At 62.7% G+C, this 24454-nt stretch carries 25 protein-coding genes; 16 read left to right on the forward strand and 9 right to left on the reverse strand.

From position 1 onward, the window contains the following. Positions 1 to 24 precede the first annotated feature (24 nt). From VFE81_RS04480 to pyrF, 4 genes are all read left to right on the forward strand, one after another. Positions 25 to 825, forward strand: a complete 801-nt coding sequence (locus tag VFE81_RS04480) for an SDR family NAD(P)-dependent oxidoreductase (protein ID WP_325043439.1) — start codon at positions 25 to 27, stop codon at positions 823 to 825. Continuing rightward, a complete protein-coding gene (locus VFE81_RS04485; protein WP_325043467.1) occupies positions 816 to 1772 on the forward strand; it encodes an SMP-30/gluconolactonase/LRE family protein in 957 nt (318 codons plus the stop codon). The genes VFE81_RS04480 and VFE81_RS04485 overlap by 10 nt, the downstream gene beginning before the upstream one ends. A gap of 222 nt (positions 1773 to 1994) precedes the next feature. Beyond that, positions 1995 to 3047, forward strand: coding sequence for an aldose 1-epimerase (locus tag VFE81_RS04490; protein ID WP_325043440.1), 1053 nt, complete (start codon positions 1995 to 1997; stop codon positions 3045 to 3047). Between the two features lie 121 nt (positions 3048 to 3168). Further along, the gene (gene pyrF, locus VFE81_RS04495; RefSeq protein WP_325043441.1) at positions 3169 to 3984 is read left to right on the forward strand and encodes an orotidine-5'-phosphate decarboxylase; all 816 of its coding nucleotides are present in this window, start codon (positions 3169 to 3171) and stop codon (positions 3982 to 3984) included. 143 nt (positions 3985 to 4127) lie between these two features. Here the strand turns inward: pyrF and VFE81_RS04500 are convergent, their stop codons facing one another. The 4 genes from VFE81_RS04500 to thiL form a co-directional block, all read right to left on the reverse strand. Next, a complete protein-coding gene (locus VFE81_RS04500) occupies positions 4128 to 4640 on the reverse strand; it encodes a cupin domain-containing protein (protein WP_325043442.1) in 513 nt (170 codons plus the stop codon). Positions 4641 to 4681: 41 nt separating this feature from the next. Continuing rightward, on the reverse strand, positions 4682 to 5182 hold the full coding sequence (locus VFE81_RS04505; RefSeq protein ID WP_325043443.1) for a CinA family protein: 501 nt from the start codon (positions 5180 to 5182) through the stop codon (positions 4682 to 4684). A gap of 73 nt (positions 5183 to 5255) precedes the next feature. Then, positions 5256 to 5828, reverse strand: a complete 573-nt coding sequence (locus VFE81_RS04510; RefSeq protein WP_325043444.1) for a phosphatidylglycerophosphatase A — start codon at positions 5826 to 5828, stop codon at positions 5256 to 5258. After that, the gene (gene thiL, locus VFE81_RS04515) at positions 5818 to 6816 is read right to left on the reverse strand and encodes a thiamine-phosphate kinase (RefSeq protein WP_325043445.1); all 999 of its coding nucleotides are present in this window, start codon (positions 6814 to 6816) and stop codon (positions 5818 to 5820) included. The genes VFE81_RS04510 and thiL overlap by 11 nt, the downstream gene beginning before the upstream one ends. 207 nt (positions 6817 to 7023) lie before the next feature. Here thiL and VFE81_RS04520 point away from each other — a divergent pair, with 207 nt between their 5' ends. The 3 genes from VFE81_RS04520 to VFE81_RS04530 all read left to right on the forward strand — a co-directional run bounded on the left by VFE81_RS04520 (position 7024) and on the right by VFE81_RS04530 (position 10763). After that, positions 7024 to 9363 carry an NADP-dependent malic enzyme gene (locus VFE81_RS04520; RefSeq protein WP_325043446.1) on the forward strand — a complete coding sequence of 780 codons (2340 nt, stop codon included), beginning with the start codon at positions 7024 to 7026 and terminating at the stop codon, positions 9361 to 9363. A 412-nt stretch (positions 9364 to 9775) separates the two neighbouring features. Then, entirely contained in the window at positions 9776 to 10186 is a 411-nt protein-coding gene (locus VFE81_RS04525; protein ID WP_325043447.1) for a ribonuclease, read from the forward strand. Positions 10187 to 10202: 16 nt separating this feature from the next. Further along, positions 10203 to 10763, forward strand: coding sequence for a barstar family protein (locus VFE81_RS04530; protein ID WP_115783446.1), 561 nt, complete (start codon positions 10203 to 10205; stop codon positions 10761 to 10763). A gap of 241 nt (positions 10764 to 11004) precedes the next feature. Here VFE81_RS04530 and VFE81_RS04535 read toward each other — a convergent pair whose 3' ends face one another. The 3 genes from VFE81_RS04535 to speE form a co-directional block, all read right to left on the reverse strand. Then, positions 11005 to 11745, reverse strand: a complete 741-nt coding sequence (locus VFE81_RS04535; RefSeq protein WP_325043448.1) for a 16S rRNA (uracil(1498)-N(3))-methyltransferase — start codon at positions 11743 to 11745, stop codon at positions 11005 to 11007. 19 nt (positions 11746 to 11764) lie between these two features. Then, on the reverse strand, positions 11765 to 12178 hold the full coding sequence (locus VFE81_RS04540; RefSeq protein ID WP_325043449.1) for a VOC family protein: 414 nt from the start codon (positions 12176 to 12178) through the stop codon (positions 11765 to 11767). 113 nt (positions 12179 to 12291) lie between these two features. Beyond that, positions 12292 to 13182, reverse strand: a complete 891-nt coding sequence (speE, locus tag VFE81_RS04545; protein WP_325043468.1) for a polyamine aminopropyltransferase — start codon at positions 13180 to 13182, stop codon at positions 12292 to 12294. A 281-nt stretch (positions 13183 to 13463) separates the two neighbouring features. Between speE and tkt the strand changes: the two genes are divergently transcribed. Both tkt and gap read left to right on the forward strand, forming a co-directional pair. Then, positions 13464 to 15485 carry a transketolase gene (gene tkt, locus VFE81_RS04550; protein ID WP_325043450.1) on the forward strand — a complete coding sequence of 674 codons (2022 nt, stop codon included), beginning with the start codon at positions 13464 to 13466 and terminating at the stop codon, positions 15483 to 15485. Positions 15486 to 15582: 97 nt separating this feature from the next. Beyond that, complete coding sequence (gap, locus tag VFE81_RS04555) at positions 15583 to 16593, forward strand: type I glyceraldehyde-3-phosphate dehydrogenase (RefSeq protein WP_325043451.1); 1011 nt, start codon at positions 15583 to 15585, stop codon at positions 16591 to 16593. An 80-nt stretch (positions 16594 to 16673) separates the two neighbouring features. On the opposite strand, the gene VFE81_RS04560 is transcribed toward gap, so the two are convergent. Beyond that, positions 16674 to 17366 carry a FadR/GntR family transcriptional regulator gene (locus VFE81_RS04560; protein WP_325043452.1) on the reverse strand — a complete coding sequence of 231 codons (693 nt, stop codon included), beginning with the start codon at positions 17364 to 17366 and terminating at the stop codon, positions 16674 to 16676. 226 nt (positions 17367 to 17592) lie between these two features. On the opposite strand from VFE81_RS04560, the gene VFE81_RS04565 reads away from it, so the two are divergent. The 3 genes from VFE81_RS04565 (at position 17593) to VFE81_RS04575 (ending at position 20591) form a co-directional block, all read left to right on the forward strand. Continuing rightward, a complete protein-coding gene (locus VFE81_RS04565; RefSeq protein WP_325043453.1) occupies positions 17593 to 18921 on the forward strand; it encodes a C4-dicarboxylate transporter DctA in 1329 nt (442 codons plus the stop codon). A 133-nt stretch (positions 18922 to 19054) separates the two neighbouring features. Then, positions 19055 to 20065 (forward strand): allantoicase, encoded by a 1011-nt coding sequence (alc, locus tag VFE81_RS04570; protein ID WP_325043454.1) that lies wholly within the window; start codon positions 19055 to 19057, stop codon positions 20063 to 20065. A gap of 13 nt (positions 20066 to 20078) precedes the next feature. Further along, a complete protein-coding gene (locus VFE81_RS04575) occupies positions 20079 to 20591 on the forward strand; it encodes an ureidoglycolate lyase (protein ID WP_325043455.1) in 513 nt (170 codons plus the stop codon). A 171-nt stretch (positions 20592 to 20762) separates the two neighbouring features. Here VFE81_RS04575 and fur read toward each other — a convergent pair whose 3' ends face one another. Beyond that, entirely contained in the window at positions 20763 to 21191 is a 429-nt protein-coding gene (gene fur / locus VFE81_RS04580; RefSeq protein WP_325043456.1) for a ferric iron uptake transcriptional regulator, read from the reverse strand. 158 nt (positions 21192 to 21349) lie between these two features. On the opposite strand from fur, the gene VFE81_RS04585 reads away from it, so the two are divergent. The 4 genes from VFE81_RS04585 to VFE81_RS04600 all read left to right on the forward strand — a co-directional run bounded on the left by VFE81_RS04585 (position 21350) and on the right by VFE81_RS04600 (position 24417). Next, entirely contained in the window at positions 21350 to 22180 is an 831-nt protein-coding gene (locus tag VFE81_RS04585; protein WP_325043457.1) for an outer membrane protein assembly factor BamE, read from the forward strand. A 183-nt stretch (positions 22181 to 22363) separates the two neighbouring features. After that, positions 22364 to 23161: a 4-hydroxy-tetrahydrodipicolinate reductase gene (gene dapB, locus VFE81_RS04590; RefSeq protein ID WP_325043458.1), complete on the forward strand. Its 798-nt coding sequence runs from the start codon at positions 22364 to 22366 to the stop codon at positions 23159 to 23161. 77 nt (positions 23162 to 23238) lie between these two features. Beyond that, positions 23239 to 23949 carry a MotA/TolQ/ExbB proton channel family protein gene (locus VFE81_RS04595; RefSeq protein WP_325043459.1) on the forward strand — a complete coding sequence of 237 codons (711 nt, stop codon included), beginning with the start codon at positions 23239 to 23241 and terminating at the stop codon, positions 23947 to 23949. Between the two features lie 36 nt (positions 23950 to 23985). Beyond that, positions 23986 to 24417 (forward strand): biopolymer transporter ExbD, encoded by a 432-nt coding sequence (locus VFE81_RS04600; protein WP_325043460.1) that lies wholly within the window; start codon positions 23986 to 23988, stop codon positions 24415 to 24417. The last annotated feature ends 37 nt before the right edge of the window (positions 24418 to 24454 follow it).

Consider the following 24454-nt stretch of genomic DNA (forward strand, 5'->3'; position numbering starts at 1 on the left):
CTTTGCTCTAAAAGGAATCGAACGATGTCGTCTCCGGCCAATGCAAACGACCGTCTCGCGGATAACGCGTTTGCCCGCTATCCGAGTCTCGTCGACCGAACCGTGTTGATTACGGGTGGCGCGACTGGAATCGGCGCATCGTTCGTCGAGCATTTCGCGGCGCAGGGCGCACGCGTCGCGTTTTTCGATATCGATGCGACCGCGGGTGAGGGGCTCGCCGATGAACTCGGCGATTCGAAACACAAGCCGCTGTTCCTGCCTTGTGATCTGACCGACGTCGACGCGCTGCAAAAAGCGATCGCCGACGTGAAGGCTGCGCTCGGTCCGATTCAGGTGCTGGTGAACAACGCGGCGAACGACAAACGCCACGCGATCGGTGACGTGACGCGTGAGTTTTTCGATGCGGGCATCGCGGTGAACATCCGTCACCAGTTCTTCGCGGCCCAGGCGGTGATGGAGGACATGAAAGCCGCCAACGCGGGTTCGATCATCAACCTCGGCTCGATTAGCTGGATGTTGAAGAACGGCGGCTATCCGGTGTACGTAATGTCGAAATCGGCGGTGCAGGGTTTGACGCGTGGCCTCGCGCGCGACCTCGGTCACTTCAATATTCGCGTCAATACGCTGGTGCCGGGCTGGGTGATGACGGAAAAGCAGAAGCGTTTGTGGCTCGACGACGCGGGCCGTCGCTCGATCAAGGAAGGCCAGTGCATCGACGCTGAACTGGAGCCCGCCGATCTCGCACGCATGGCGCTGTTCCTCGCCGCCGACGACAGCGGGATGATCACCGCGCAAGACATCGTCGTGGACGGAGGCTGGGCGTGAGTGCGAACGTGCGTGCGGGTGTGCGTGCAGGGTCTGCACCTCGTGCGGCGCTGCTGCTCGACACAAAGTGCACGCTCGGCGAGGGGGCTACGTGGTGCGCGAAAACCGGCCGCTTCTACTGGACCGATATCGAGGGCGCGCGCCTGTGGCGCTATGACCCGAACGACGGGCGCAGCACGTTCTGGCGCATGCCGGAGCGTCTTGCCACGTTCGCGCTGTGCGCCGATCCGCACTACCTGCTGCTCGGATTGGCGACGCATCTGGCGTTCTTCGATCTGGCAACCGGCGAAACGCAACGCATCGTCGACGTCGAACCTGGCTTGAACACGCGGGTGAACGACGGACGCTGCGATCGTCAGGGGCGTTTTGTCTTCGGTACGAAAGACGAAGGCTCGCCGTTGCAAGCGGTTGGCGGGTTTTATCGGTTGAACCATGATTTGTCGCTGGAGCGTTTGCCGCTACCCGCACCGGCGATTTCGAACAGCATCGCGTTCAGCCCGGACGGCGCGACGATGTACTACTGCGATTCGCCGACGCGTGAAATCCGCGCCTGCGACTATCGCGCGAACGGCGGCATCGGCAACGACCGCGTCTTCACGAAATTGACGGACGCGACAGGCGAGCCCGACGGCTCGACCGTCGACCGCGACGGTGGTTTGTGGAACGCCCAATGGGGTGGCCGGCGAGTGGTGCGATATGGCCCCGACGGCGTGGAAACCGAGCGCGTCGACGTGCCGACCGCGCAGCCGAGTTGTGTTGCGTTTGGTGGTTCCACACGGGGACTTCTTTCGGGGCGTGCGCAACTCGGCACGCTGTACATCACGAGCGCGCGCATCGATCTCGATGCCGCGGCGCTCGCGGGCGATTCTCGTGCGGGCGGCGTGTTCATCGCAACGTCCGGCCGACGAGGTTTGCCGGAGCCGGTGTTCCAAGGCTCGCCCGTATAGCGCAGAATGACTCAGCCTCAGTTTCGAGGCAGCAGCGGAGTGCAGTCGAGCAGTGACTTTGAAGGTGAATCAGCAGTTGATATCGCAAACCCAATGCCAGCAAAACTGGCAGCAAATCGGCAGCATGCAGTTCGGACCCAGAGGCGACCGGTGCAAAAAAATCGCCCAATAGCATCCGTCAGCAATGACGGCAACGTCCCACGCCTCTCGATGGAGCCAGATATGACTGTTGCGAATCTTGTTTCTGCTTCTTCTCAGTCCCGACGCGCGCGACTCAACGCAGCGGCCAATCCGGTGCTTCCGGGCCCCAGTACGTCGGCGGTTGCGATCGGTGAGACGAGCGGCGGCGAGCTTGCGTGCATCACGCTTGCCAACGCGCATTTGCGTCTCGATGTCGCGCCGACGCTCGGCGGCGGCGTCACCCGTTTCGACTGGCGCAACGACGGCGCGCTTACGCCGATCTTCCGGCGTTGCCGTCATGTTTCAACGGATACTCAGCCGAACCAACTCGCCTGCTATCCGCTGCTTCCATATTCGAACCGGATCGGCGGCGGGCATTTCAATGTGGCGGGGCGGCGGGTCGATGTGCCGCAAAATCGCGCCGACGAACCCTTTCCGATTCATGGCGACGGTTGGCTCTCCGCCTGGCAGGTCGCCGAATCGGACCGCGAAAATGTCCGTCTGACGCTCGATCGCCACGACGGCAAACCGTACGCATTCCGTGCGTCGCAAACCTATACGCTTGACGGCCCCACGCTCGCCATCACGCTGGAAATCGAGAACGCCGGACGCGAAGCGCTGCCTTTCGGGCTGGGCGTCCATCCATTTTTCGTGCGTGACGCGGATACCGAACTGTCAGCAGCGGCCGGCGGCCTGTGGCTCTCCGGCGATAACTGGCTGCCGGTGCGTCATGTGCCGGCGCCGCCCGCGTGGCAATTCGGCGTGGCGTATCCGTTGCCGGAAGCCATCGTCAATCACGCGTTCACGGGCTGGAGTGGGCAGGCGGCGGTGGTGTGGCCGAAGCGGCGGCTGTCGCTGAATATCGCCGCCGACACCGACTACTACGTGCTGTACACGCCGCCGGGAGAAGACTTCTTCTGTTTCGAGCCGGTCGATCATCCGATCAATGCGATGAATCTGGCCGGCGGCGCGTGCGAGAACGGCATGACGATGCTGGGTCGAGGTGAGCGCCTGACGCGCACGTTCCGCTTCACGATCGAGCGCACGGGTTTACGCTCGATGCCGGGTGCGCGCGGGTCGCGGCGGCGGCAGTAGCGGAGGACAGGGGGCGGGGCACACGTTCCGGCCCCGCCGGCATGACACGTCGCCGCGGCTTGTCGCGCAGGACGGGTAAAATACGCGCCTCTTCCGTTATCGGCTCGCCGCGAGACTCACCATGTCCAATTTCATCCAGACACTCAACGACGCCTGGCAGCGCACGAACTCGCTGCTGTGCGTCGGCCTCGACCCCGAGCCCAGCAAATTCCCGGGCGCGCTCGCGGGCCGTCCCGAGGCGATCTTCGATTTCTGCCGCACTATCGTCGACGCGGTCGCGCCGTACGCGTCATCGTTCAAGCCGCAGATCGCGTACTTCGCCGCTCATCGCGCGGAAGACCAACTCGAGCAGTTGATCGCGCACATTCATGCGAATCACCCCGGCTTGCCCGTGATTCTGGATGCGAAGCGCGGCGACATCGGCAGTACGGCCGAGCAGTACGCGCGCGAGGCGTTCGAGCGCTATCAGGCGGATGCGGTGACGGTGAATCCGTATATGGGTTTCGATTCGATCGAGCCGTATCTGGAGCACAAGGGCAAGGGCGTGATCGTGTTGTGCCGGACCTCGAACCCGGGCGGTTCGGATCTGCAGTTCCTGGAGACGGGCGGGCGTCCGCTGTATCAGGTCGTCGCGCAACTGGCGGCGGACAGGTGGAACGCGAGCGGCCAACTGGGCCTCGTGGTCGGCGCGACCTTCCCGAAGGAAATCGAAGTGGTGCGTGGAATCGTCGGCGATATGCCGTTGCTGATTCCGGGCATCGGCGCGCAAGGCGGTGACGTTCAGGCGACGGTTAACGCTGGCCGTACGGCGAACGGCACGGGCATGCTGATCAACTCGTCGCGTGCGATTATCTACGCCGGCAAGGACGAGGATTTCGCTGAGGCTGCGGCGAAAGCGGCGATGGACACGCGTGACCGGATTAATGCGTTCCGGTGATCAAGGGGGGCGTCGTGATGAACGAACTTTGAATCAATTCTCCCGGTGGTTCGCGCGAATCGAGTGACCCATGTGCTTTCGCTTTCGCTTCAGCAGAGGCCGGTCAGGCAACCGATCCCGATCTCTGGGGCTATTCACGCCGGTTAAACCACCGGTCCCAGCCGCGCAATCAATGCCGCATGCTGCGGATGTTGCGCCTTCAACGCCTCGACATCCGCCAACTCGAACTCGCTAAACTCGAAACCCGGCGCTACCGTGCAGCCCGCCAGCGCAAACGTCGCCGGGTCCGCGCATTGCGCGGCAAACCACAGACCCGCAGGCACCACCGCCTGAAACACGGCATCCGAATGTGACAGCGCATTGCCCAGCTTATGCGTAATCAGCGAGCCTGCTTCGTCAAGTACGTGAACGTTCAACGGCTCGCCGGCATAAAAATGCCAGACCTCGTCGGACTTGATCCGATGCCACGCCGAATGCGCGCCGTCACAGAGCAGGTAGTAAATCGCGGTGGACGCCGAGCGCGTCCGCGTTGAACCGTCATCGCGGCGGACCGACTCCGCGGACCGATATGTCTCGCTGAAAAATCCACCTTCCGGATGCGGCTTCAAATCGAAGCGATGGATCAACTCGTCTTTGGCTACGTGGGAAGCAGACATCGTGGGCATCGTGTGCGGCGCCTCAGGTTCTGAACTGGAAGTTAATGTTCGCGCTCGTCGAGCAGGGCCAGCATGCCGCGCAGCGCGTGCGCGGCGGCCTGCACGCGGATCTTCTCGCGGTCGCCTTTGAAAACCTTGGTTTCCACCGACGTATGCAGCCGATTGCTCCAGCCGAACGACACCATGCCGACCGGCTTCGTTTCAGTGCCGCCGCCCGGACCGGCGACGCCGGTAATCGACAGCGAAACCTGCGCACGACTGTTGCGCAGCGCGCCCTCGGCCATCGCGCGCGCCACCTGTTCGCTGACCGCGCCGTGCTTTTCGATCAGGTCGGCCGGCACGCCGATCATTTCGGACTTCGCCTGATTCGAATACGTGACGAAGCCACGCTCGAACCAGCCGCTGCTGCCGGAAATATCGGTGATCGCGGTCGCCACCATGCCGCCTGTGCAGGATTCGGCGGTGACGAGCATCAGGCGCTCGTCGCGCAGGCGGTTGCTCACGCGAATCGCGAGCTGGTGAACCACGGAATCGGTAGGCATGGCGTCAATCCGGAAAACGGGGAACGGCTGCGGGGGTACCGGCGGGCAGCGGCCGACCGGCACCGGCCAACGGTTAAACCGACATGCGCCAGAGCGCAATCACGAGCAGCGTGAAAAACGCGGCGACAAGGTCATCGAACATGATGCCAAAGCCACCTTTCAGGCGGCGGTCGAAATAGCCGATCGGCGGCGGCTTCACCATGTCGAAGAAGCGGAACACGATGAACGCCCAGAATTGCCCGGTCAGCGTGACCGGCGTGACCATCAGCAGCACCAGCCAGAACGCGATGATTTCGTCCCAGACGACCGGCGACGGATCGTCGGTGCCCAGCTTCTTCGCGGTAAAGCCGCAAATCGCAATGCCGCCAAAAAAACCGGCGACGATCAGCACGCCCCACTCGATCACGGTCAGATAGCGACTCAGGACGGCGAACGATGCCCATGCGAACAGCGTGCCGATCGTGCCCGGCGCAACCGGCGACAAGCCGCTGCCAAAACCCAGCGACAGAATGTGTAGCGGATGCGACAGCATGAAACGCGCTGTCGCGCGACGCGGCTGGGGACGCGGCGGGCGCGGACCGGACGCGTTGGGCTGAGGGTTGCCGATGAGATCGTCGGCAGGGACCAGCGGGGGATCAGTCTGCATGGAAATGGTCGAAACCTTGCAACGTCAGAGTGAGGGGTGCGCCGGCGGCATCGCGCCAGCCAATCGCCGGACGGTCGGCCGCCGTTTGAAGAGCGCTTATTGTACCGATGCGGGTGACCGATATTGCCGTCTCGCGGCCGGCTGCTTCGACCTTGGCGCGTGCCGCAACCGGCGCGGTGAAGCACAGCTCGTAGTCGTCGCCGCCAGCTAGCGTGCAGCGCTGCTGGATCTCGGGCGGGAGGCGGCGCAGTGCGGCCGAACGCGGAACGGCGTCGACGTCGATCGTGGCGTGCACGTTCGAGCGTTCCAGGATGTGGAACAGGTCGCCGGCGAGCCCATCCGATAGATCGAGCGCTGCATGGGCGATGCCCCGCAACGCGAGACCGAGGAAGACGCGCGGCTCCGGGCGTTCGAGGGCGTGACGGAATGTCGCAGTGTCGCTGGCATCGGCGGACCACTCGCCGCGCTGCACGCCGAGACCGGCGCGCGCGTCGCCGAGCGTGCCGGAGATCCAGATGTCGTCGCCCGGCAGCGCGGCGTCACGGCGCAGCGCAACATGCGCTCCCACGCTGCCGAACACGGTGATGCACAGATTCAACGGGCCACCGGTCGTATCGCCGCCGATCAGATCGCAGCCATAGCGCTCAGCCAGCGCGAAAAGGCCCTCGCTGAAGGCGGCGAGCCATGCTTCATCGGCTTTTGGCAAGGAGAACGCCAGGGTGAACGCCTGCGGCTGTGCGCCCATTGCGGCGAGATCCGACAGGTTCACCGCGAGTGCTTTGTGACCGAGTGCCTCGGGATCAACATCAGGAAAGAAGTGACGGCCTTCTACCAGCATGTCCGTCGATATCGCCAGCATTTCGCCCGGACGTGGCGCAAGCAGGGCGCAGTCGTCACCGATGCCGAGTGTGCCTTCGGCGGCACGGGACGTCGCGGCGGCTGCACGGCGGGCGAAGAAGCGATCGATCAGCGAAAACTCGGAGAGCATGGTGGCGGTGGGTGAACGGGTAAGTGCAACGAAAAGCCGCTAACGGCGTGCATTGTAGGGACGTGCATGCGGGTAAACACTCGATTGGCACTCAACTCCGGTTCAATTCGTGGTCAACCGGAAGCACACGGCGTCGTCCTTTCGCTCTGTTTCAGTCGCGGCAGTTGTACCCGTATTGAAGGAATTGAGCCGGCAATTGGGGCTACAATGCCGTCGAACATCTATTCTAATCCGCACTTCGAAGCCCGCCTTATGACGACTCCCGCCAATAGCAAACTCCGCGAAGCCGCCCTCGATTATCACGAGTTCCCGACGCCGGGCAAGATCGCGATCGCCCCGACCAAGCAGATGATCAACCAGCGCGACCTCGCGTTGGCGTACTCGCCGGGCGTCGCGTTCGCGTGTGAGGAAATCGTCGAAAATCCGCTGAACGCCGCACGTTTCACCGCGCGCAGCAACCTGGTCGGCGTCGTCACGAACGGCACCGCCGTGCTGGGTCTCGGCAACATCGGGCCGCTCGCCTCGAAGCCGGTCATGGAAGGCAAGGCCGTCCTGTTCAAGAAGTTCGCCGGCATCGACGTGTTCGATATCGAGCTGAACGAGTCCGATCCGCACAAGCTGGTCGAGGTGATCTGCGCGCTGGAACCGACCTTCGGCGGTATCAATCTTGAAGACATCAAGGCGCCGGACTGCTTCATCGTCGAACGCGAATGCCGCAAGCGCATGAAGATTCCGGTCTTCCACGACGACCAGCACGGCACGGCGATTGTCGTCGCGGCGGCCATCACCAACGGTTTGAAGGTGGTCGGCAAGGACATCAAGAAGGTCAAGCTGGTGTCGTCCGGCGCGGGCGCCGCAGCGCTGGCCTGTCTGGATCTGCTGGTCGACATCGGCCTGCCGCTCGAAAACATCACCGTCACCGACCTGGCCGGCGTGGTCTACAAGGGCCGCGTCGAACTGATGGACCCGGACAAGGAACGCTTCGCACGCGAAACCGACGCTCGCACGCTCACTGACGCGATCGGCGGCGCGGATATTTTCCTCGGCCTGTCGGCCGGCGGCGTGCTGAAGCAGGACATGGTCAAGCAGATGGCTGACAAGCCGCTGATCCTGGCGCTGGCCAACCCGACTCCGGAAATCCTGCCGGAACTGGCGCTCGAAGTGCGTCCGGACGCCGTGCTCTGCACGGGCCGCACGGACTATCCGAACCAGGTGAACAACGTGCTGGTGTTCCCGTTCCTGTTCCGCGGCGCGCTGGATGCGGGCGCGACGACGGTGACGCGTGAAATGGAAATCGCCGCGGTCAATGCGATTGCCGAACTGGCACGCCAGGAGCAGAGCGATATCGTCGCGACTGCGTACGGTATCCAGGATCTGTCGTTTGGTCCTGAATATCTGATTCCGAAGCCGTTCGACCCGCGCCTGATCGTCAAGGTCGCGCCGGCGGTGGCGAAGGCTGCGATGGATTCGGGTGTTGCCGAGCGTCCGATCGAAGACATGGAAGCGTACGAACAGCATCTGCAGCAGTTCGTGTATCACAGCGGCACGACCATGAAGCCGATTTTCCAGCTGGCGCGTGGCGTCGAGCCGGAGAGGAAGCGCATCGTGTTCGCGGAAGGCGAAGAAGAGCGTGTGCTGCGTGCGATGCAGATCATTGTCGACGAAAAGCTCGCGAAGCCGATACTGATCGGGCGTCCGGCGGTGATCGAGCAGCGCATCGCGCGTTACGGTCTGCGTCTGGTCCCGGGTCAGGACTACATGGTCGTGAACACCGACCATGACGAGCGTTACCGCGATTTCTGGCAGGAATATCACAAGATGATGTCCCGCAAGGGCATCACCGAGCAGATGGCGAAGCTCGAAATGCGCCGCCGCACCACGCTGATCGGCGCGATGATGGTGGAAAAGGGCGAGGCAGACGGCATGATCTGCGGCACGGTGTCCACCACGCATCGCCACCTGCACTTCATCGATCAGGTGATCGGCAAGAAGGCAGGCGCGAAGGTCTACGCGGCAATGAACGCGCTGGTGTTGCCGAACCGCCAGATTTTCCTGGTCGACACGCACGTGAACGTCGATCCGACGCCGGAGCAACTGGCCGAGATCACCATCATGGCAGCCGAGGAAGTGCGCCGCTTCGGTATCGAACCGAAGGTCGCCCTGGTGTCGCATTCGAACTTCGGCTCGAGCAATGCGCCGACCGCGCAGAAAATGCGCGACACGCTGGCGATCCTGCGCGAGCGCGCGCCGGAACTGCAAGTGGACGGCGAAATGCACGGCGACCTCGCGCTCGACGCGAATCTGCGCCGCGAAGTGCTGCCCGACTCGACGCTCGAGGGCGATGCGAACCTGCTGGTGCTGCCGAACATCGACGCGGCCAACATCTCGTACAACCTGCTGAAGACGGCTGCGGGCAACAACATCGCGATTGGTCCGATGCTGCTCGGCGCGGCCAAGCCGGTGCACGTGCTGACGGCTTCGGCCACGGTTCGCCGTATCGTCAACATGACGGCGCTGCTGGTTGCCGACGTGATCGCGGCCCGCTGATCCTTGATCCGGGACTGAAATGGCGTTGTGACTAAGGCGCCATGCAAAAAAAAGGCGTGCCCGCAATGGGCACGCCTGCGGGTGAACAGGGGATAGCCACCCTAAAAGAGGCTGAATGAGACCATTCCACCTCCGAGAGACCGCAGGACCGCAAGGCTTTCACTTCAGGGAATGGACTGCGCGATGAGCCGCCTGTGGTTTAGGCTTGCCTCATTCGCTTCAATAAGTTCATTTTAGCTTGCACAAGCTAAATATTCTGTCAAAAGTCGTCAAAGCCCGTTCCGTGGCTCTTTCCCGCGTGATTGGAAGCTTTTGCCTGTCCGGCGCACGTTGATTCTGTGGGGTTTTAGCGATACCCTTACGACTTTCATGGTCGTCAAACTCGTGATCTAACAGCGGGGAACCTTGATTCATGGCACGCAAGTGGCAGCGCATTAAAGGCGTGCTGATCGGTGCTTTGACGCTCTGCGCTTTATCAGGCTCCGTGTCTGGCGCGTTTGCGCGCGACTACACGGCACCCGCCGATACGCAAGCACAGGGCGCTATCGCGGCGGCGCAGTTACCACGCGAAGCGGTCAATACATTGAACTTGATTGCCGCGGGCGGGCCTTACCCGTATGAGAAGGACGGCATCGTATTCGGCAATCGCGAACGGTTGCTACCGCCGCATCGGCGCGGCTATTACCACGAATACACCGTTCTCACGCCTCGCGCACGAAACCGCGGGGCGCGTCGCATCGTCTGCGGAGGTCCGGTACAGCGGATCGACAACTGCTACTACTCGGACGACCACTACACCAGTTTTAATCGTATTGTTGAATGACATCGGGATGAACGGCATGAGCGACAACGTCTACGCGCACGACTCCGGAGTCGCGACGGATCTTTTCGCGGCCGGCGACGGCAATTTATTCCAGCGCGTCATGCGAATGCGCGCCGGCGACCAGGGCCGGGATAACCAGAGCGAAGCCAGCACTGTGCTTTCATCGAACGAGGAGCCCATGAGTCTTTTCAAGACCGTACGACCGAACATCGTACAGTCGATCCGCGCGTTTCGTGTGCAGGATCTAGCTGATGAAGCCAATCAACTCGGCCAGCATTTTCTGTACGCGTACTGCGCGAACGCTCAGTCCAAACAGGAAGTGCTGGAGACCATTGCTACATCGTTCCTGTTTCCGAAGCATTTCGGCAAGAACTACGACGCGCTCTACGATTGCCTGACCGATCTGGTCCACAAAGCAGGCGCGCAGCCCGGGTTCGTGATCGTGCTCGAGCAATTGCCGGTCGCGCAAAAGTTCGACAAGGAAGGGCGTGAGACGCTTCTCGACGTGTTCCGCGAAGCGGCCGAGTTCTGGGCCGAGCGCAAGGTCGCGTTCCGGGTGTTTTACTCGTTTGCCTGAAATGTGCCGGGTGGTTTGCGCGGGCGGTTTGCCTGAGTGCCGCTTACCGCAGCAAAGAAAAGACAAAGGCCCGCCAATTGGCGGGCCTTTGTCTTGGGCGCTTGAATCAGAGGCTTGGCTTCGAAGCCACCGCTTTATTTAGCCGGGCTTGGCTCTAAGGCTGGACAGCTTTACTAGCGTAGCTCTTGCCCGCCGTTTCGCTTATCAGACTCAAGCTGGCCGCTGGTGTGCGCACCTTGGTTTACCAGGCGCCCCAGCGAGCTGCCAGCGCCGAAAGCACTGCGATGCCCGCGGTTTCCGTGCGCAACACGCGCGGACCGAGCCCGACTGCGGTAAATCCGTGGTCGGTCGCCGCGGCTTCTTCCGCGGCCGAAAAACCGCCTTCCGGCCCGACCAGCACGGTCACGCGCCCGAACGGCGGATTCGCGGGGAGCGCCGAAAAGCTGATGCTGGCGCGCGGCGACAGCAGAATGCGCATTTCGCCATCTTCAGGTGTGCGAGGCAGCGCGCCGAGCCACGTGGCGATCTCGCGCACAGGCATCACTTCCGGCAGGCGATTACGCCCGCACTGTTCGCACGACGCGCGCACGATGCCCTGCCAGTGCACATGCCGCCGCTGCGCGCGTTCGCCGGAAAGACGCACGACGCTGCGCGTGGTGGTCAGCGGCACAAAACACGATGCCCCAAGTTCGACCGCCTTCTCGATGAGCCAGTCCATCTTGTCGCCACCGGCAATGCCCTGCGCGAGGGTAAGGTGGTACGGCGCCTCCACTTCAATATTGCGGAATTCGTGAATTCTCACTTTGGCCGAGCGGCGTTCGACCTCGACGAGTTCGGCGCTGTATTCGCCGCCTTCGCCATTGAAAAGCACGATCGAATCACCGGGCTGCAAACGCAGCACGAGGATGTGGCGCGTGACGTCATCGGGTAACTGCATGATGTCGTCGGGCTTGAGAGGCTTACCGACGAAGAAGCGAGGCATCAAAAAAATACTCATTGGTTCAGGAAAGGTGGCGAGCGAGCGCCCAACGGTAGCCGTCCAGATCTTCGACCTGGGCAAACCGGTCGCCCCAGAACTGATCCTGTGGCTCGCTCAGCGATTTTGCGCCGGCGGCTAGCGCCCGCGTGTAAACCGCGTCGACATCGTCGACATAGACATAAAACGATTGCGGCGCAATCGCGCCCGCGCTTTTGGGTGTTTTCGCCGCCGAGCCGAACGCGCCTTCCGGCGCGAACATCACGATCAGCTGGCCTTGATAGGTCATCTCGACATGCATGACGACACCGTCGTCCTGGACGCTATCACGTTCTTCGAAGCCGAATGCCGCTTCGAAAAACGCAGTCGTGGCACGCGCGTCGCGCACGGTCAGATAGGGGGTCAACCAGGGCACACCGGCTGGGCGGGAGGCGGTCATGGGGTTCTCCGGATCTAGGGGTTTGCGGGACGCATGCTGCGAGGCCAGGTGGGCGGTTGCATATCGATACACCGATAGCGCGCGCCGACCGAACCGTGCATTTTGCCCACGCGTTAGCTTGATGGCTTTAAGAATTGACTTAGTTTATCGCGCACTGACCGGGATGCCGAGAACAGTCCGACATGCAGGGCTGGGTCGTAGTGCTTCAGCGAGTCGATTCGACGCGCGGCAAGTTGCCCAGTGAGTGCCTGGACGGTAAGGGCGGCGGGGTCGAGCGTGTCGCTGGCGGTCGCCATCATCCAGAGCGAGCCGTACAGCGGGATGAAGGTGCTCATCGTGCGCACGATGCTGAATGTATTGCGCAGATCGGCGAGCAGACCGGCAATGCGCTCCGGGTGAAAATAGGGAGAGCCGAGGTGGAGCGAGAGCGCTGCGGTCGGACTCATGACGCGCTTGAGCCGCATGTAGAAGTCCGGCGTGTATAGGCTCGCGGCGGGAGAATCAGGTGGCGTCAGGTCGAAAACGATGAGATCGAACTGCGCTGTGGCTTCCATCTCCGCCCGGACAGCCCTCGCGACATACTCCGCAGCGTCGCCGATCACCAGCTCGACGCGCGGATCGTCGAAAGCGCCGCCGTGCACTTCGGGCAGATACTCGCGGGTCATGCGCACGACTTCGGCATCCAGTTCTGCGACCACGATCCGCTCGATGCCCGGGTGCTTCAGCAATTGCCGCGCGGCGCCCCCATCGCCGCCGCCCAGCACCAACGCAGCTTTCGGCGAAGGATGCGCCAGAGCGGCCGGATGCACCATGCATTCGTGGTAGATGAATTCGTCGCCGGTGGAGGTCATCGGGCGGCCGTCGAGCGTAAACAGCCGGCCGAGCTGCGGCGTGTCCCATACCTCGATACGCTGGTAGGGCGAATCGACGCGCGCAAGCGGCCGCGCGTTTGGAAATCCGTAGATTGCGTCGGCGGTTGGCTGGAACAGCAGGGGAGCGCTCACAGATGGCAGGCTCCGGCAGGAGCGCGGTAGGTTCAGGTTGCCCAATTGTAAAGGGCAGAAGCGCCGCGCGGCCCCGCCGGGCATGCCTTGCCACACAAGCAGGCGGCTTTCCGAGCGGGGCGTGGGTCAACGTTCTGTTAGAATGTCACGCTTTCAGCCTTGTCCGTTTGCTCTGCCCGTTTCGCGTCTCCTGGCGCCGCACCGTGCGCCGAAGTGGACTGGCATTCGAGCATCCGGGCCTCAAGCGCGCACCGCTTTCTGACTCTGTCTCCGGACTCGACATGACGACCCCGTCTCCCGCACGCACCTCCCTGATGGCCAACGCAATCCGCGCGTTGTCCATGGATGCTGTTCAAAAAGCGAATTCCGGCCACCCCGGCATGCCGATGGGCATGGCCGAAATCGGCGTGGCGTTGTGGTCGCGTCATCTGCGCCATAACCCGAAGAACCCGCAGTGGGCCGATCGCGACCGTTTCGTTCTGTCGAACGGCCACGGCTCGATGCTGCTGTACTCGCTGCTGCATCTGACCGGCTACGACTTGCCGATCGAAGAGCTGAAGAATTTCCGCCAGATGCACTCGAAGACACCGGGCCACCCGGAATACGGCATCACGCCGGGCGTCGAAACGACCACCGGCCCGCTCGGCCAGGGTCTGGCAAACGCGGTCGGCATGGCGCTCGCCGAATCGCTGCTCGCTACCGAATTCAACAAGCCTGACGCGAAGATCGTCGACCATCACACGTACGTGTTCGTTGGCGACGGCTGCCTGATGGAAGGCATCTCGCACGAAGCATGCTCGCTCGCGGGCGTGCTGAAGCTGAACAAGCTGATCGCGTTCTACGACGACAACGGCATCTCGATCGACGGCGAAGTGGTGCACTGGTTCCACGACGACACGCCGAAGCGCTTTGAAGCGTATGGCTGGAACGTGATCCCGAACGTGGTCGGCCATGACGTCGACGCGGTCGACGCGGCAATCAAGCAGGCCAAGCAATCGGACAAGCCGACGCTGATCTGCTGCAAGACCGTGATCGGCGAAGGCGCGCCGACCAAGGCCGGCAGCCACGATTCGCACGGCTCGCCGCTCGGCGACAAGGAAATCGCGGCCACGCGTGAAAAGATCGGCTGGAAGTGGGAGCCGTTCGTGATCCCGCAAGAAGTCTATGCAGCATGGGACGCGACGGAAGCCGGTGCACGCAACGAATCCGATTGGGACAAGGCGTTTGCGGCATACGCAGCCAAATACCCGCAGGAAGCCGCTGAGTTCACGCGTCGCGACGCGAAGCAATTGCCCGCCGACTGGAAGGAAAAGGCGAAGGCCATCATCGCCGGCGCGAACGAGCGCGCGGAAACCGTCGCGACGCGTAAGGCATCGCAACAGGCTATCGAAGGTTTGTCGGCCGTGCTGCCGGAACTGCTCGGCGGTTCCGCCGATCTGACCGGTTCGAACCTGACCAACTGGAAGGCCGCCAAGCCGGTGCGTGTGAACGCTGAAGGCAAAGCTGCCGGCAACTACGTGAACTACGGCGTGCGCGAATTCGGCATGAGCGCCGCGATCAACGGCATCGCGCTGCATGGTGGCTTCAAGGCGTTCGGCGGCACGTTCCTGACGTTCTCGGACTACAGCCGCAACGCGCTGCGCGTCGCCGCGTTGATGAAGGCGCCGTCGATCTTCGTGTTCACGCACGACTCGATCGGTCTGGGCGAAGACGGTCCGACCCACCAGTCGATCGAACACGTCGCGAGCCTGCGTCTGATTCCGAATCTGCAAGTGTGGCGCCCGGCCGATACGGTCGAAACGGCGGTGGCCTGGACCCACGCGGTCGAGCATCATGGCCCGTCGTGCCTGATCTTCAGCCGTCAGAACCTGCCGTTCTCGGAGCGCACGGACGCGCAGATCGCCAACATCGAGAAGGGCGGTTACGTGCTGCGCGACTGGAATGACGAGATCGTCGCGCGCAAGATCATCCTGATCGCCACCGGTTCGGAAATCGAACTGGCGTTGAACGCGGTCGAGCCGCTGGCTCGTGAAGGTATCGCGGCACGTGTCGTGTCGATGCCGTCGACCACCGTGTTCGACAAGCAGGACGCCGAGTACCGCGACCGCGTGCTGCCGCACGGCGTGCGCCGTGTCGCGATCGAAGCGGGCGTGTCGGATTTCTGGCGCAAGTACGTGGGCCTGGAGGGCGGCGTGGTCGGCATCGACACGTTCGGCGAATCGGCCCCGGCTGGCGTGCTGTTCAAGCATTTTGGCTTCACCGTCGAGCACGTGGTAGAGACGGCTAAAGCCGCACTCGGCTGATCTGCGTTCGAGGTTTGCCGCGCGCACCCCACGCGCGGCAATTCCGGCAAATCAGACCAATATGGACGATTTTTTTTCAGCCATCAGGAGATAGACCATGACGATTCGCGTCGCAATCAACGGCTACGGCCGGATCGGCCGCAACACGCTGCGCGCCTTCTATGAAAACGGCAAGAAGCACGATATCGAAATCGTCGCCATCAACGATCTTGGCGATGCCAGGACCAACGCTCACCTGACGCAGTACGACACGGCCCATGGCAAGTTCCCGGGCGAAGTGTCGGTGGACGGCGACTACCTGGTCGTCAACGGCGACAAGATCCGCGTGCTGGCCAATCGCAACCCGGCAGAACTGCCGTGGGGCGAGCTGAACGTCGACATCGTGCTGGAATGCACGGGCTTTTTCACGACCAAGGAAAAGGCGAGCGCGCACATCAGGGGCGGCGCAAAGAAGGTGATCATCTCGGCGCCGGGCGGTAAAGACGTCGACGCAACGATCGTCTACGGCGTGAACCATCATGTGCTGAAGGCTTCGGACACGGTGATCTCGAACGCATCGTGCACGACCAACTGCCTGGCCCCTCTCGTCAAGCCGCTGAACGACAAGATTGGCCTCGTGAATGGTCTGATGACCACGATCCACGCGTACACGAACGACCAGGTTCTGACGGACGTGTATCACGAAGACCTGCGCCGCGCGCGCTCGGCCACGCACAGCCAGATCCCGGCCAAGACCGGCGCAGCGTCGGCAGTCGGCCTCGTGCTGCCGGAACTGAACGGCAAGCTGGACGGCTACGCGATTCGCGTCCCGACGATCAACGTGTCGATCGTCGACCTGTCGTTCATCGCCGCGCGCGACACGACGGTCGAGGAAGTCAACGCGATCATGAAGGAAGCATCGGAAGGCTCGCTCAAGGGCATCCTCGGCTACAACACGGCGCCGCTGGTCTCGATCGACTTCAACCACAACCCGGCTTCGTCGACGTTCGACTCCACGCTGACCAAGGTGTCGGGCCGCCTGGTGAAGGTGTCGAGCTGGTACGACAACGAGTGGGGCTTCTCGAACCGCATGCTGGACACGGCTGTGGCGCTGGCCAACGCTAAGTAAGCTGTTTCGCTTCGCTTGCCCCGCGGCTTTGTTAGGGCCTGCAGGGCAACCGCAAAAGCCGCTCTTCGGAGCGGCTTTTTTTACGCCTGCGGTGTCGGAAAGTAGACGCCGGCGCGCTGCGCGGCGTTCGAGATATGGGTTTCGATTGCGTTGCCGGCGGCGGCGGAATTACGCGCCTTAAGCGCGTCGAGAATTGCCCGATGCTCGGTGTACGTAGACAGCACCAGCTCGCGCCGGTAGAACGGCATCCGCTGGCTTTCCTTCATGATGTCCGCGCTACTGCTCAGGATCGACTCGATCGCCGCGTTGCCCGCAATGCTCACAATGCGCATGTGGAAGTCGTAGTCGAGGCGGGCGGCTTCGTCGAGTTCGTCGCAGGCGAGCGCCGTCTGCATGGCTGTGATGTTGTCCTCGAACCAGGCGAGGTCGGAATCGCTCACGGCCAGCGCCGCCATGCGCGCGATAAAGCCTTCCAGCGCGAAGCGCATCTGGTACGTGTCCGGCAGCGACGACTGCTCCGCGAAGCGCCACGATTGCGCGGCCGTGGCCTGCGCACTTTCCACATACACGCCCTTGCCAGGCCGGATCATCAGCAGGCCGAGCGCTTCGAGCGTTGAGAGCGCCTCGCGTAGCGATGCGCGGCTGATCGCCAGTTCTTCGGAGAGCTGGCGCTGCGCCGGCAACAAACTGCCCACCGGATAGACGCCCGCTTCGATCCGTTCGCGGATGGTCGCGATGGCGGCATCAGTGACGGTATGCGGAACGTTTTTCATCGTGGCTCACTCGGGTGCGCGGTCTGACCAGCATTGTAATACGCGTTCCGAACGCTCGTACGAGCATCGTGATACACGCACAATCCGGCCCCGAAACGTGAAGAAAAAGACGGGTAAACACGGTGCTTTGAATCCTTGACGTCAGTATATCGGCTTCCTACTATTTGCCATAACAGAACTGGTCGGACCAGTCTGAACAGATGCGAATCGTAACCAGGAGGAAGCCGTGTTGAAATTCTTCAATTCACTGTTTGGCCGGGTCGTCATAGCGCTGGTAGCGGGCATCGTGATCGGCGCCGTGTTCCCGCATTTCGCCCAATCGCTGCGCCCGCTCGGCGACGGCTTTCTCAAGCTGATCAAGATGGTGATCGGCCCGATCGTCTTCTGCGTGGTGGTGAGCGGCATGGCGCACGCCGGCGATCTGCGCAAAGTCGGCCGCGTTGGATTGAAGGCGGTGATCTACTTCGAGGCCATGACGACGATTGCGCTCGTGATCGGCGCGGTGCTGGCCTACGCAACGCGGCCTGGCGTCGGCATGAACATTAATCTGCATTCGCTCGACCCCGCTTCGCTGTCGACCTACACCGAGAACGCGAAGAGCCTCAAGGACACGGCCGGCTTCCTGCTGAAGATCATCCCCGACACGGCGATCAACGCATTCGCGACCGGTGACATTCTGCAAATCCTCGTGTTTTCGGTGCTGTTCGGCTCGGCGCTGTCGCTGCTGGGCAATAAGGCACAGCGCGTGAGCAGCTTGATCGACGAGCTTTCGCAGGTGTTTTTCCGTGTGATGGGTTTCATCATCAAGCTCGCGCCGCTCGGCGTGCTCGGTGCGATTGCGTTCACGACCGGTACGTATGGCGTCGAGTCGCTCAAGCAACTCGGCATGCTGGTGCTGGTGTTCTACGCGAGCTGCTTTGTGTTCGTGGTGGTCGTGCTGGGCGTGGTGATGCGGCTGGCCGGCTTCAGCATCTTCAAGTTGATCCGCTATCTGCGCGAAGAACTGTCGATCGTGCTTGGCACCGCTTCGTCCGATGCCGTGCTGCCGCAGATCATGCGCAAACTCGAATGGATGGGCGTCAAGGATTCGACCGTCGGCCTGGTGATTCCGACTGGCTACTCCTTCAATCTCGATGGCTTCTCCATCTATTTGACGCTTGCGGTGATTTTCATCGCGCAGGCCACCAATACGCCGTTGTCGATCCACGATCTGATCGTGGTGGTGCTGGTATCGCTGGTGACGTCGAAGGGCGCGCACGGCATTCCAGGCTCGGCGATTGTGATTCTGGCGGCGACGCTGTCCGCGATTCCGGCGATCCCCGTGCTCGGCCTCGTGCTGATTCTGCCGGTCGACTGGTTCGTCGGGATTGCCCGCGCGCTGACCAACCTGATCGGCAACTGCGTCGCAACGGTGGTGGTCGCGGTGTGGGAAAACGATATCGATCGGGCGCGCGCTCATCGCGTGCTGAACCGTGACGAAGCGATGCGCTACGTGCCCGCAGGCGAAGACGCAGGTGCCGAGCCCACTGTCGGCGAACACGTACCGGCGGTCTGACCAGGCGCAGTCACGTCGCCCTGCGGCCAGACCTATCGCCATTCATCAGCGCGCCCACGCAGCGCGCGTTCTGCCCCGGCGGATGCGTTGACTCCGCCGGCTCTTCCTCACCTTTCGTCGCCTGACTGAGACTATGGCTAATCCGATCCTCGACCCCAACGCTCCCGCTTTCACCCGTCGCTACATGAACCTCGCCGACCCGCGTCTGGGCGCGCAGGCGCTCCATGCGAGCGACGAATTCTTCGCGCCGAAAGAACGCATGCTTGAGCCGCAGCCGGCGGTGTTCATTCCCGGCAAGTACGACGACCACGGCAAATGGATGGACGGCTGGGAAACGCGCCGCAAGCGGACCACCGGCCATGACTACTGCGTGATCCGGCTCGCGCGGCCAGGCGTCGTGTATGGCGTCGATCTGGACACGAGTCACTTCACCGGCAATTTCCCGCCGGCTGCTTCAATCGACGCGTGCTACGTGGACGGCGACGTTCCGCCGGACAACGCCGACTGGCAAGCGCTCGTACCGGCTACCACGCTGCAGGGCAACCACCACCATTACGTCGAAGTGAACGACGCCCGCGCCTTCACCCATCTGCGCGTGAATCTGTATCCGGACGGCGGTCTCGCGCGTTTGCGCGTGTACGGCCAGCCGAAGCGCGACTGGGAGAGCGTCGAGCGCGGCACGCTGCTGGATCTCGCCGCGATCGAAAACGGCGCGTACCTCGTCGCCGCGAACAACCAGCATTTCGGGCCGGCCTCGCAGATGCTGATGCCGGGCCGCGGCGTCAATATGGGCGATGGCTGGGAAACGCGGCGCCGTCGCGAGCCAGGCAACGACTGGGCGATCGTCGCGCTCGCGCGGCCGGGTGTGATTCGCAAAATCGAAGTGGATACGGCGCATTTCAAGGGCAATTACCCCGATCGCTGTTCGCTGCAGGCAGCCTCGGTGACCGGCGGCACGGACGATTCGCTCGTCACGCAGGCGATGTTCTGGCCGGTGCTGCTCGGCGAACAGAAGCTGCAGATGGACCACGTGCACACGTTCGCGGACGACATCGCCCCGCTCGGGCCGGTGACGCACGTGCGTTTCAATATCTTCCCGGATGGCGGCGTATCGCGCCTGCGTTTGTGGGGCGAAATCGCATAACGGAGTCGCGTCGATGAAGACTTTGCACCTGGAACCTCTGACGCGCGCGGCCTTCGGGCCGTTCGGCGACGTCATCGAACTGGACGGCGCGCGCCATTTTCCAATCAATGGCGGCACAACCGAGCGCTATCACGACCTCGCGGAAGTCGACGTAACGGAAAACGGCGGGCGGCCGCTGATCAATCTGTTTCGGGCGCAACCGCGCGCGCTGCCGATCGAAATCACGATGATGGAGCGGCATCCGCTGGGCAGCCAGGCTTTCATTCCCTTAACGGAGTGCCGCTATCTGGTGGTCGTCGCGCCGGCGGGCGAGTTCGATCCGGCGCGCATGCGGGCGTTCTGGAGCGACGGCTGGCAGGGCGTGAACTACGCGAAAGGTGTTTGGCACCATCCGCTGCTTGCGCTCGATCGGGTAAGCGGTTTTGTGGTGGTGGATCGTGGCGGCGAGCAGCCCAATTGCGACGAGTTGTCATTGGCCGAGCCCTGGCGGCTGCTATTTGAGGCGAGCGTCGAGTTGGCCGAATAGGCTGGCGTCGGCATGCGGCGGCAATGCCCCACATGCGACGAGGCGCTGGCGTCTCAGCGCGGCCGGAGCGTCGCACCCATAAAAAAACCCGGCCGATGAAAATCGGCCGGGTTTTTTCGTTGCTCACCGAACCGCGCACCCCGACGCGGCCGGCATCGCACTGATTCAACCTCAGTGCTTGCGATGCGGGCAATTCTCCTTGGTACACGCGCCGTACAGCGCTAACGCGTGTTCCTGAAGCTTGAAGCCGCGGTCCTTCGCGATGGATTGCTGACGACTCTCGATTTCGGAGTCGAAAAACTCTTCAACGAGCCCGCAGTCGAGGCAAACGAGGTGGTCGTGATGCGACCCTTCGTTCAGTTCGAACACCGCTTTGCCCGATTCGAAATTGCTGCGCGAGAGCAGACCGGCCTGCTCGAACTGCGTCAGCACGCGATACACGGTTGCCAGGCCGATATCGAGTTCTTCGTGCAACAGGTTGCGGTAGACGTCTTCTGCAGTCAGGTGACGCACTGGGCTATGCTGGAAAATCTCAAGGATTTTGAGGCGCGGAAGGGTCGCCTTGAGCCCGATATTCTTGAGATCGGTTGGATTGGTCATGACAAGGGATCCCTAGAGTACAATGCTGGGCTCTCATAGTAATGTGTTTTTGCCGTTCTGGTCATCTTCGATGGAATGAAACTCGCGCGGCTCGTTAGCGGGCCCGCACGGTGAGTGAAATGATTTCAAAATCTCAATTGATCTACCGGGGGAGCCGCATGCGGGGTACCTTGATCGCTGTTGCGACTGTCGCGGTTCTTGCCGGGTGTTCCACTTACGACAGCCTGACGCAACGCGTTGCCCAAAGCATTACGCCGTACCGTATTACAGTGGTGCAAGGCAATTTCGTTTCGAAAGAAGCGGCTGCGCAGATGCAGGTCGGCATGTCGCGGGTGCAGGTGAAGCAGTTGCTTGGCACGCCCTTGCTGACCGACATGTTCCATGCGGACCGCTGGGACTACGTGTTCTATTTCAAGCGCGGCTCGACTAACGTCGTGCAGCAGCGCGACTTCGTGGTCCTGTTCGCGGGCGACCGCGTCGCCAGCTGGACGGGTGGCGAAGATCTGCCGTCCAACCTCGAATTACTGGCAGAAATCGACGGTGACAAGCTCGGCAAGAAGAAAGCCGCCGTGCCGAACGTAGCAAGCGCAGCTACTGGCGCCAGCGCGCCGGTAGCTGCGGCGCCAACTGCCGTGGACACCACGCGCTCGCCGTCCGTCGACGGCGCTGCCGCAGCGGCCGCGCCGTCAACAGACGCCAACGCCGAAGCCGCGCAGGCCGCCAATCGGTTGACCAACGCGGTGCAATCGCCGTCTGGGAAGGCGCAGTCGTCAGTACGCTCTACAGCGCCGACTGCGAATGGCGGCGGTATTCCGTCGCAGGGTCCGACCTCCGCCGGGCAGCCGCAGTTTCAGTTCCACCGTCCTCCGCCGCCGCAAGTTCCGGGCACGCAGGAGAATCCGGTGGGACCGACCGGCCCGCAAAGCAGCAGCCGCCCGACGTTGAACGCGCCGCTGACCGCTTCGCCGACTTCGGGAACGGGCGGCTAATCGCGCTGTCCCTGTCTTAAGACGGGTGCTGCACACGGGCACCGCGCCGTGTGCAGCGCCCGTCAGCCTTTCTGCCGTACCTGTGCAGGTTGTCTGTTTCTGTATGCGTGGCGCCCGGGTGTGCTGCCCGCCGCCGCTTTTGCCCGCATTTGCCGGGTTTTGCCTTTTCGAACCCTCGTAGCCATGAAAATTGCCATTGCTGGCGCATCGGGCCGTATGGGCCGGATGCTCATCGAAACCGTTCTCAACGACTCCGGCGCCACGCTGTCCGGCGCGCTCGACCGTGCGGACTCCCCGCAACTCGGTCAGGACGCCGGCGCGTTTCTGGGCAAACAGACGGGCGTGCTGCTGACGGACGACATCGAGCGCGTGTTCGCCGAATCCGACTACCTGATCGACTTCACGCGCCCCGAAGGCACGCTGGTGCATCTGGAAGCGGCGCAGCGCCACAACGTCAAAATGGTGATCGGCACGACCGGTTTCGACAACGAACAGAAAGCGCAACTGCGCGCCGCAGCGGACAAGATCGCCATCATGTTTTCGTCGAACATGAGCGTGGGCGTCAATGTCACGCTGAAGCTGCTCGAATTCGCCGCGAAGCATTTCGCGACCGGCTACGACATTGAAATCATCGAGGCGCATCACCGTCACAAGGTCGACGCGCCCTCCGGCACCGCGCTGACCATGGGCGAAGTGATCGCCAACGCGCTCGGCCGCAATCTCGACGACTGCGCGGTCTACAGCCGCGAAGGCGTGACCGGCGAACGCGATCCGTCCACGATCGGCTTTTCGGCGATTCGCGGTGGCGACATCGTCGGCGATCATACGGTGCTGTTCGCGGGCATCGGCGAGCGTATCGAAATCACGCACAAATCGGCGAGCCGTCTGTCGTATGCGCAAGGCGCGCTTCGTGCTGTACGTTTCCTCGAAGGCCACAAGAACGGCTTCTTCGACATGCAGGACGTGCTCGGTCTGCGTTGAGCGTGTCACGGGGCCGGTTGCGGCCCCGCTTTGCTCCTTTGTAGCACCCTGTAATCACTTTCCCACGGCGAGGTCAGATGGCAGGCAGCAGCGGCATCATTCATTACCTGGAAACCAGCGACGCGATCACGCACGGCGTCGCGTATGTGCTGCTGGCTATGTCGATTGCGAGCTGGTGCTTTCTGATCGTCAAAAGCTGGATTCTCACGCGCGCCAAACGTCAGGCCACGCCGGCGATTGCGCAGTTCTGGCAGGCGTCGACGTTGTCGGACGGTGTCGCGGCATTGAGGCGTGTGGACCGCGAGCGCGTCTTCACGCCGCTCGCCGAAGCCGCGCTGCACGCAGCCGAAGTGGACATTCCCGGCGCGCTGCTCGCGCGCGTCGAGCGCGGCGAACGGGTGCTGAGAGCGCTGCGTCAGGCGCTCAACGCGTCGCAGCGAAGGCTCGAGTTCGGTCAGGTGCTGCTGGCGTCGGTGGGCAGCACGGCGCCGTTTGTCGGCCTGCTCGGCACCGTTTGGGGCATCTATCACGCGCTCGGCAGCATTGCGGCGAGCGGTCAGGCGCAGATCGAAAACGTTGCGGGTCCGGTCGGGGAGGCGCTGATCATGACGGCCTTCGGCCTCGTGGTCGCGATTCCGGCGGTGCTCGCCTATAACGTGCTCGGGCGCCTCGTGCGGCAGTTGACTGAAGAACTCGATGGCTTTGCGCACGATCTGCATGCCTATGTGTGCGCGCCAGCGGATCAGCCACGACCCCAGCCTCAGCAAGTCCAGGCACGGACCCACTAAGCGCGGCGCTGCGGCGAGAAGAGAGAAGGAGGCGACATGGCATTCGGCGGACTCGAGAAAAAGCAGACGGCCGCGCCGATGGCCGAGATCAACATGACGCCGTTGATCGACGTGATGCTCGTGTTGCTGGTGATTTTTATCATTACCGCGCCTTTATTCACGCACGCGATCCGGCTCGATTTGCCCAGAGTCGCGGCAGCGCCCGCACGGCAAACGCCGCAAACCATTTCTCTTTCGATCGATGCCGCCGGCAAGCTGTACTGGAACGGCACCGTCATTACGCTGCAGCAGATGCGCGCGCAATTCGTCGAGGCGGCCAAACAGGCCGATCAGCCGGAGATCCAGTTGCGCGCCGAGCGCTCCACGCGCTATGAGGTGATCGCGCAGGTGATGGGCGCAGCGCAGCAGGCCGGACTCGAGCGGATCGGCTTCGTTACTGACCCGCCGCCGCCGGGAGCAAGCCAGTAGCAACGCTGGCATCGTGTCGCCGGGCACGAGCCAGTGG

The organism is Paraburkholderia sp., from assembly GCF_035656215.1.
Taxonomy (GTDB): Bacteria; Pseudomonadota; Gammaproteobacteria; order Burkholderiales; family Burkholderiaceae; genus Paraburkholderia.

Coding starts and splice junctions, on each gene's coding strand:
- VFE81_RS04575 (WP_325043455.1), top strand. CDS start 20,079: ATGAAGACTTTGCACCTGGAACCTCTGACGCGCGCGGCCTTCGGGCCG.
- VFE81_RS04500 (WP_325043442.1), bottom strand. CDS start 4,640: ATGTCTGCTTCCCACGTAGCCAAAGACGAGTTGATCCATCGCTTCGAT.
- VFE81_RS04600 (WP_325043460.1), top strand. CDS start 23,986: ATGGCATTCGGCGGACTCGAGAAAAAGCAGACGGCCGCGCCGATGGCC.
- dapB (WP_325043458.1), top strand. CDS start 22,364: ATGAAAATTGCCATTGCTGGCGCATCGGGCCGTATGGGCCGGATGCTC.
- pyrF (WP_325043441.1), top strand. CDS start 3,169: ATGTCCAATTTCATCCAGACACTCAACGACGCCTGGCAGCGCACGAAC.
- VFE81_RS04560 (WP_325043452.1), bottom strand. CDS start 17,366: ATGAAAAACGTTCCGCATACCGTCACTGATGCCGCCATCGCGACCATC.
- gap (WP_325043451.1), top strand. CDS start 15,583: ATGACGATTCGCGTCGCAATCAACGGCTACGGCCGGATCGGCCGCAAC.
- VFE81_RS04530 (WP_115783446.1), top strand. CDS start 10,203: ATGAGCGACAACGTCTACGCGCACGACTCCGGAGTCGCGACGGATCTT.
- VFE81_RS04505 (WP_325043443.1), bottom strand. CDS start 5,182: ATGCCTACCGATTCCGTGGTTCACCAGCTCGCGATTCGCGTGAGCAAC.
- thiL (WP_325043445.1), bottom strand. CDS start 6,816: ATGCTCTCCGAGTTTTCGCTGATCGATCGCTTCTTCGCCCGCCGTGCA.
- fur (WP_325043456.1), bottom strand. CDS start 21,191: ATGACCAATCCAACCGATCTCAAGAATATCGGGCTCAAGGCGACCCTT.
- VFE81_RS04490 (WP_325043440.1), top strand. CDS start 1,995: ATGACTGTTGCGAATCTTGTTTCTGCTTCTTCTCAGTCCCGACGCGCG.
- VFE81_RS04525 (WP_325043447.1), top strand. CDS start 9,776: ATGGCACGCAAGTGGCAGCGCATTAAAGGCGTGCTGATCGGTGCTTTG.
- VFE81_RS04595 (WP_325043459.1), top strand. CDS start 23,239: ATGGCAGGCAGCAGCGGCATCATTCATTACCTGGAAACCAGCGACGCG.
- VFE81_RS04510 (WP_325043444.1), bottom strand. CDS start 5,828: ATGCAGACTGATCCCCCGCTGGTCCCTGCCGACGATCTCATCGGCAAC.
- VFE81_RS04520 (WP_325043446.1), top strand. CDS start 7,024: ATGCCGTCGAACATCTATTCTAATCCGCACTTCGAAGCCCGCCTTATG.
- VFE81_RS04480 (WP_325043439.1), top strand. CDS start 25: ATGTCGTCTCCGGCCAATGCAAACGACCGTCTCGCGGATAACGCGTTT.
- alc (WP_325043454.1), top strand. CDS start 19,055: ATGGCTAATCCGATCCTCGACCCCAACGCTCCCGCTTTCACCCGTCGC.
- VFE81_RS04535 (WP_325043448.1), bottom strand. CDS start 11,745: ATGCCTCGCTTCTTCGTCGGTAAGCCTCTCAAGCCCGACGACATCATG.
- VFE81_RS04585 (WP_325043457.1), top strand. CDS start 21,350: ATGCGGGGTACCTTGATCGCTGTTGCGACTGTCGCGGTTCTTGCCGGG.
- VFE81_RS04540 (WP_325043449.1), bottom strand. CDS start 12,178: ATGACCGCCTCCCGCCCAGCCGGTGTGCCCTGGTTGACCCCCTATCTG.
- tkt (WP_325043450.1), top strand. CDS start 13,464: ATGACGACCCCGTCTCCCGCACGCACCTCCCTGATGGCCAACGCAATC.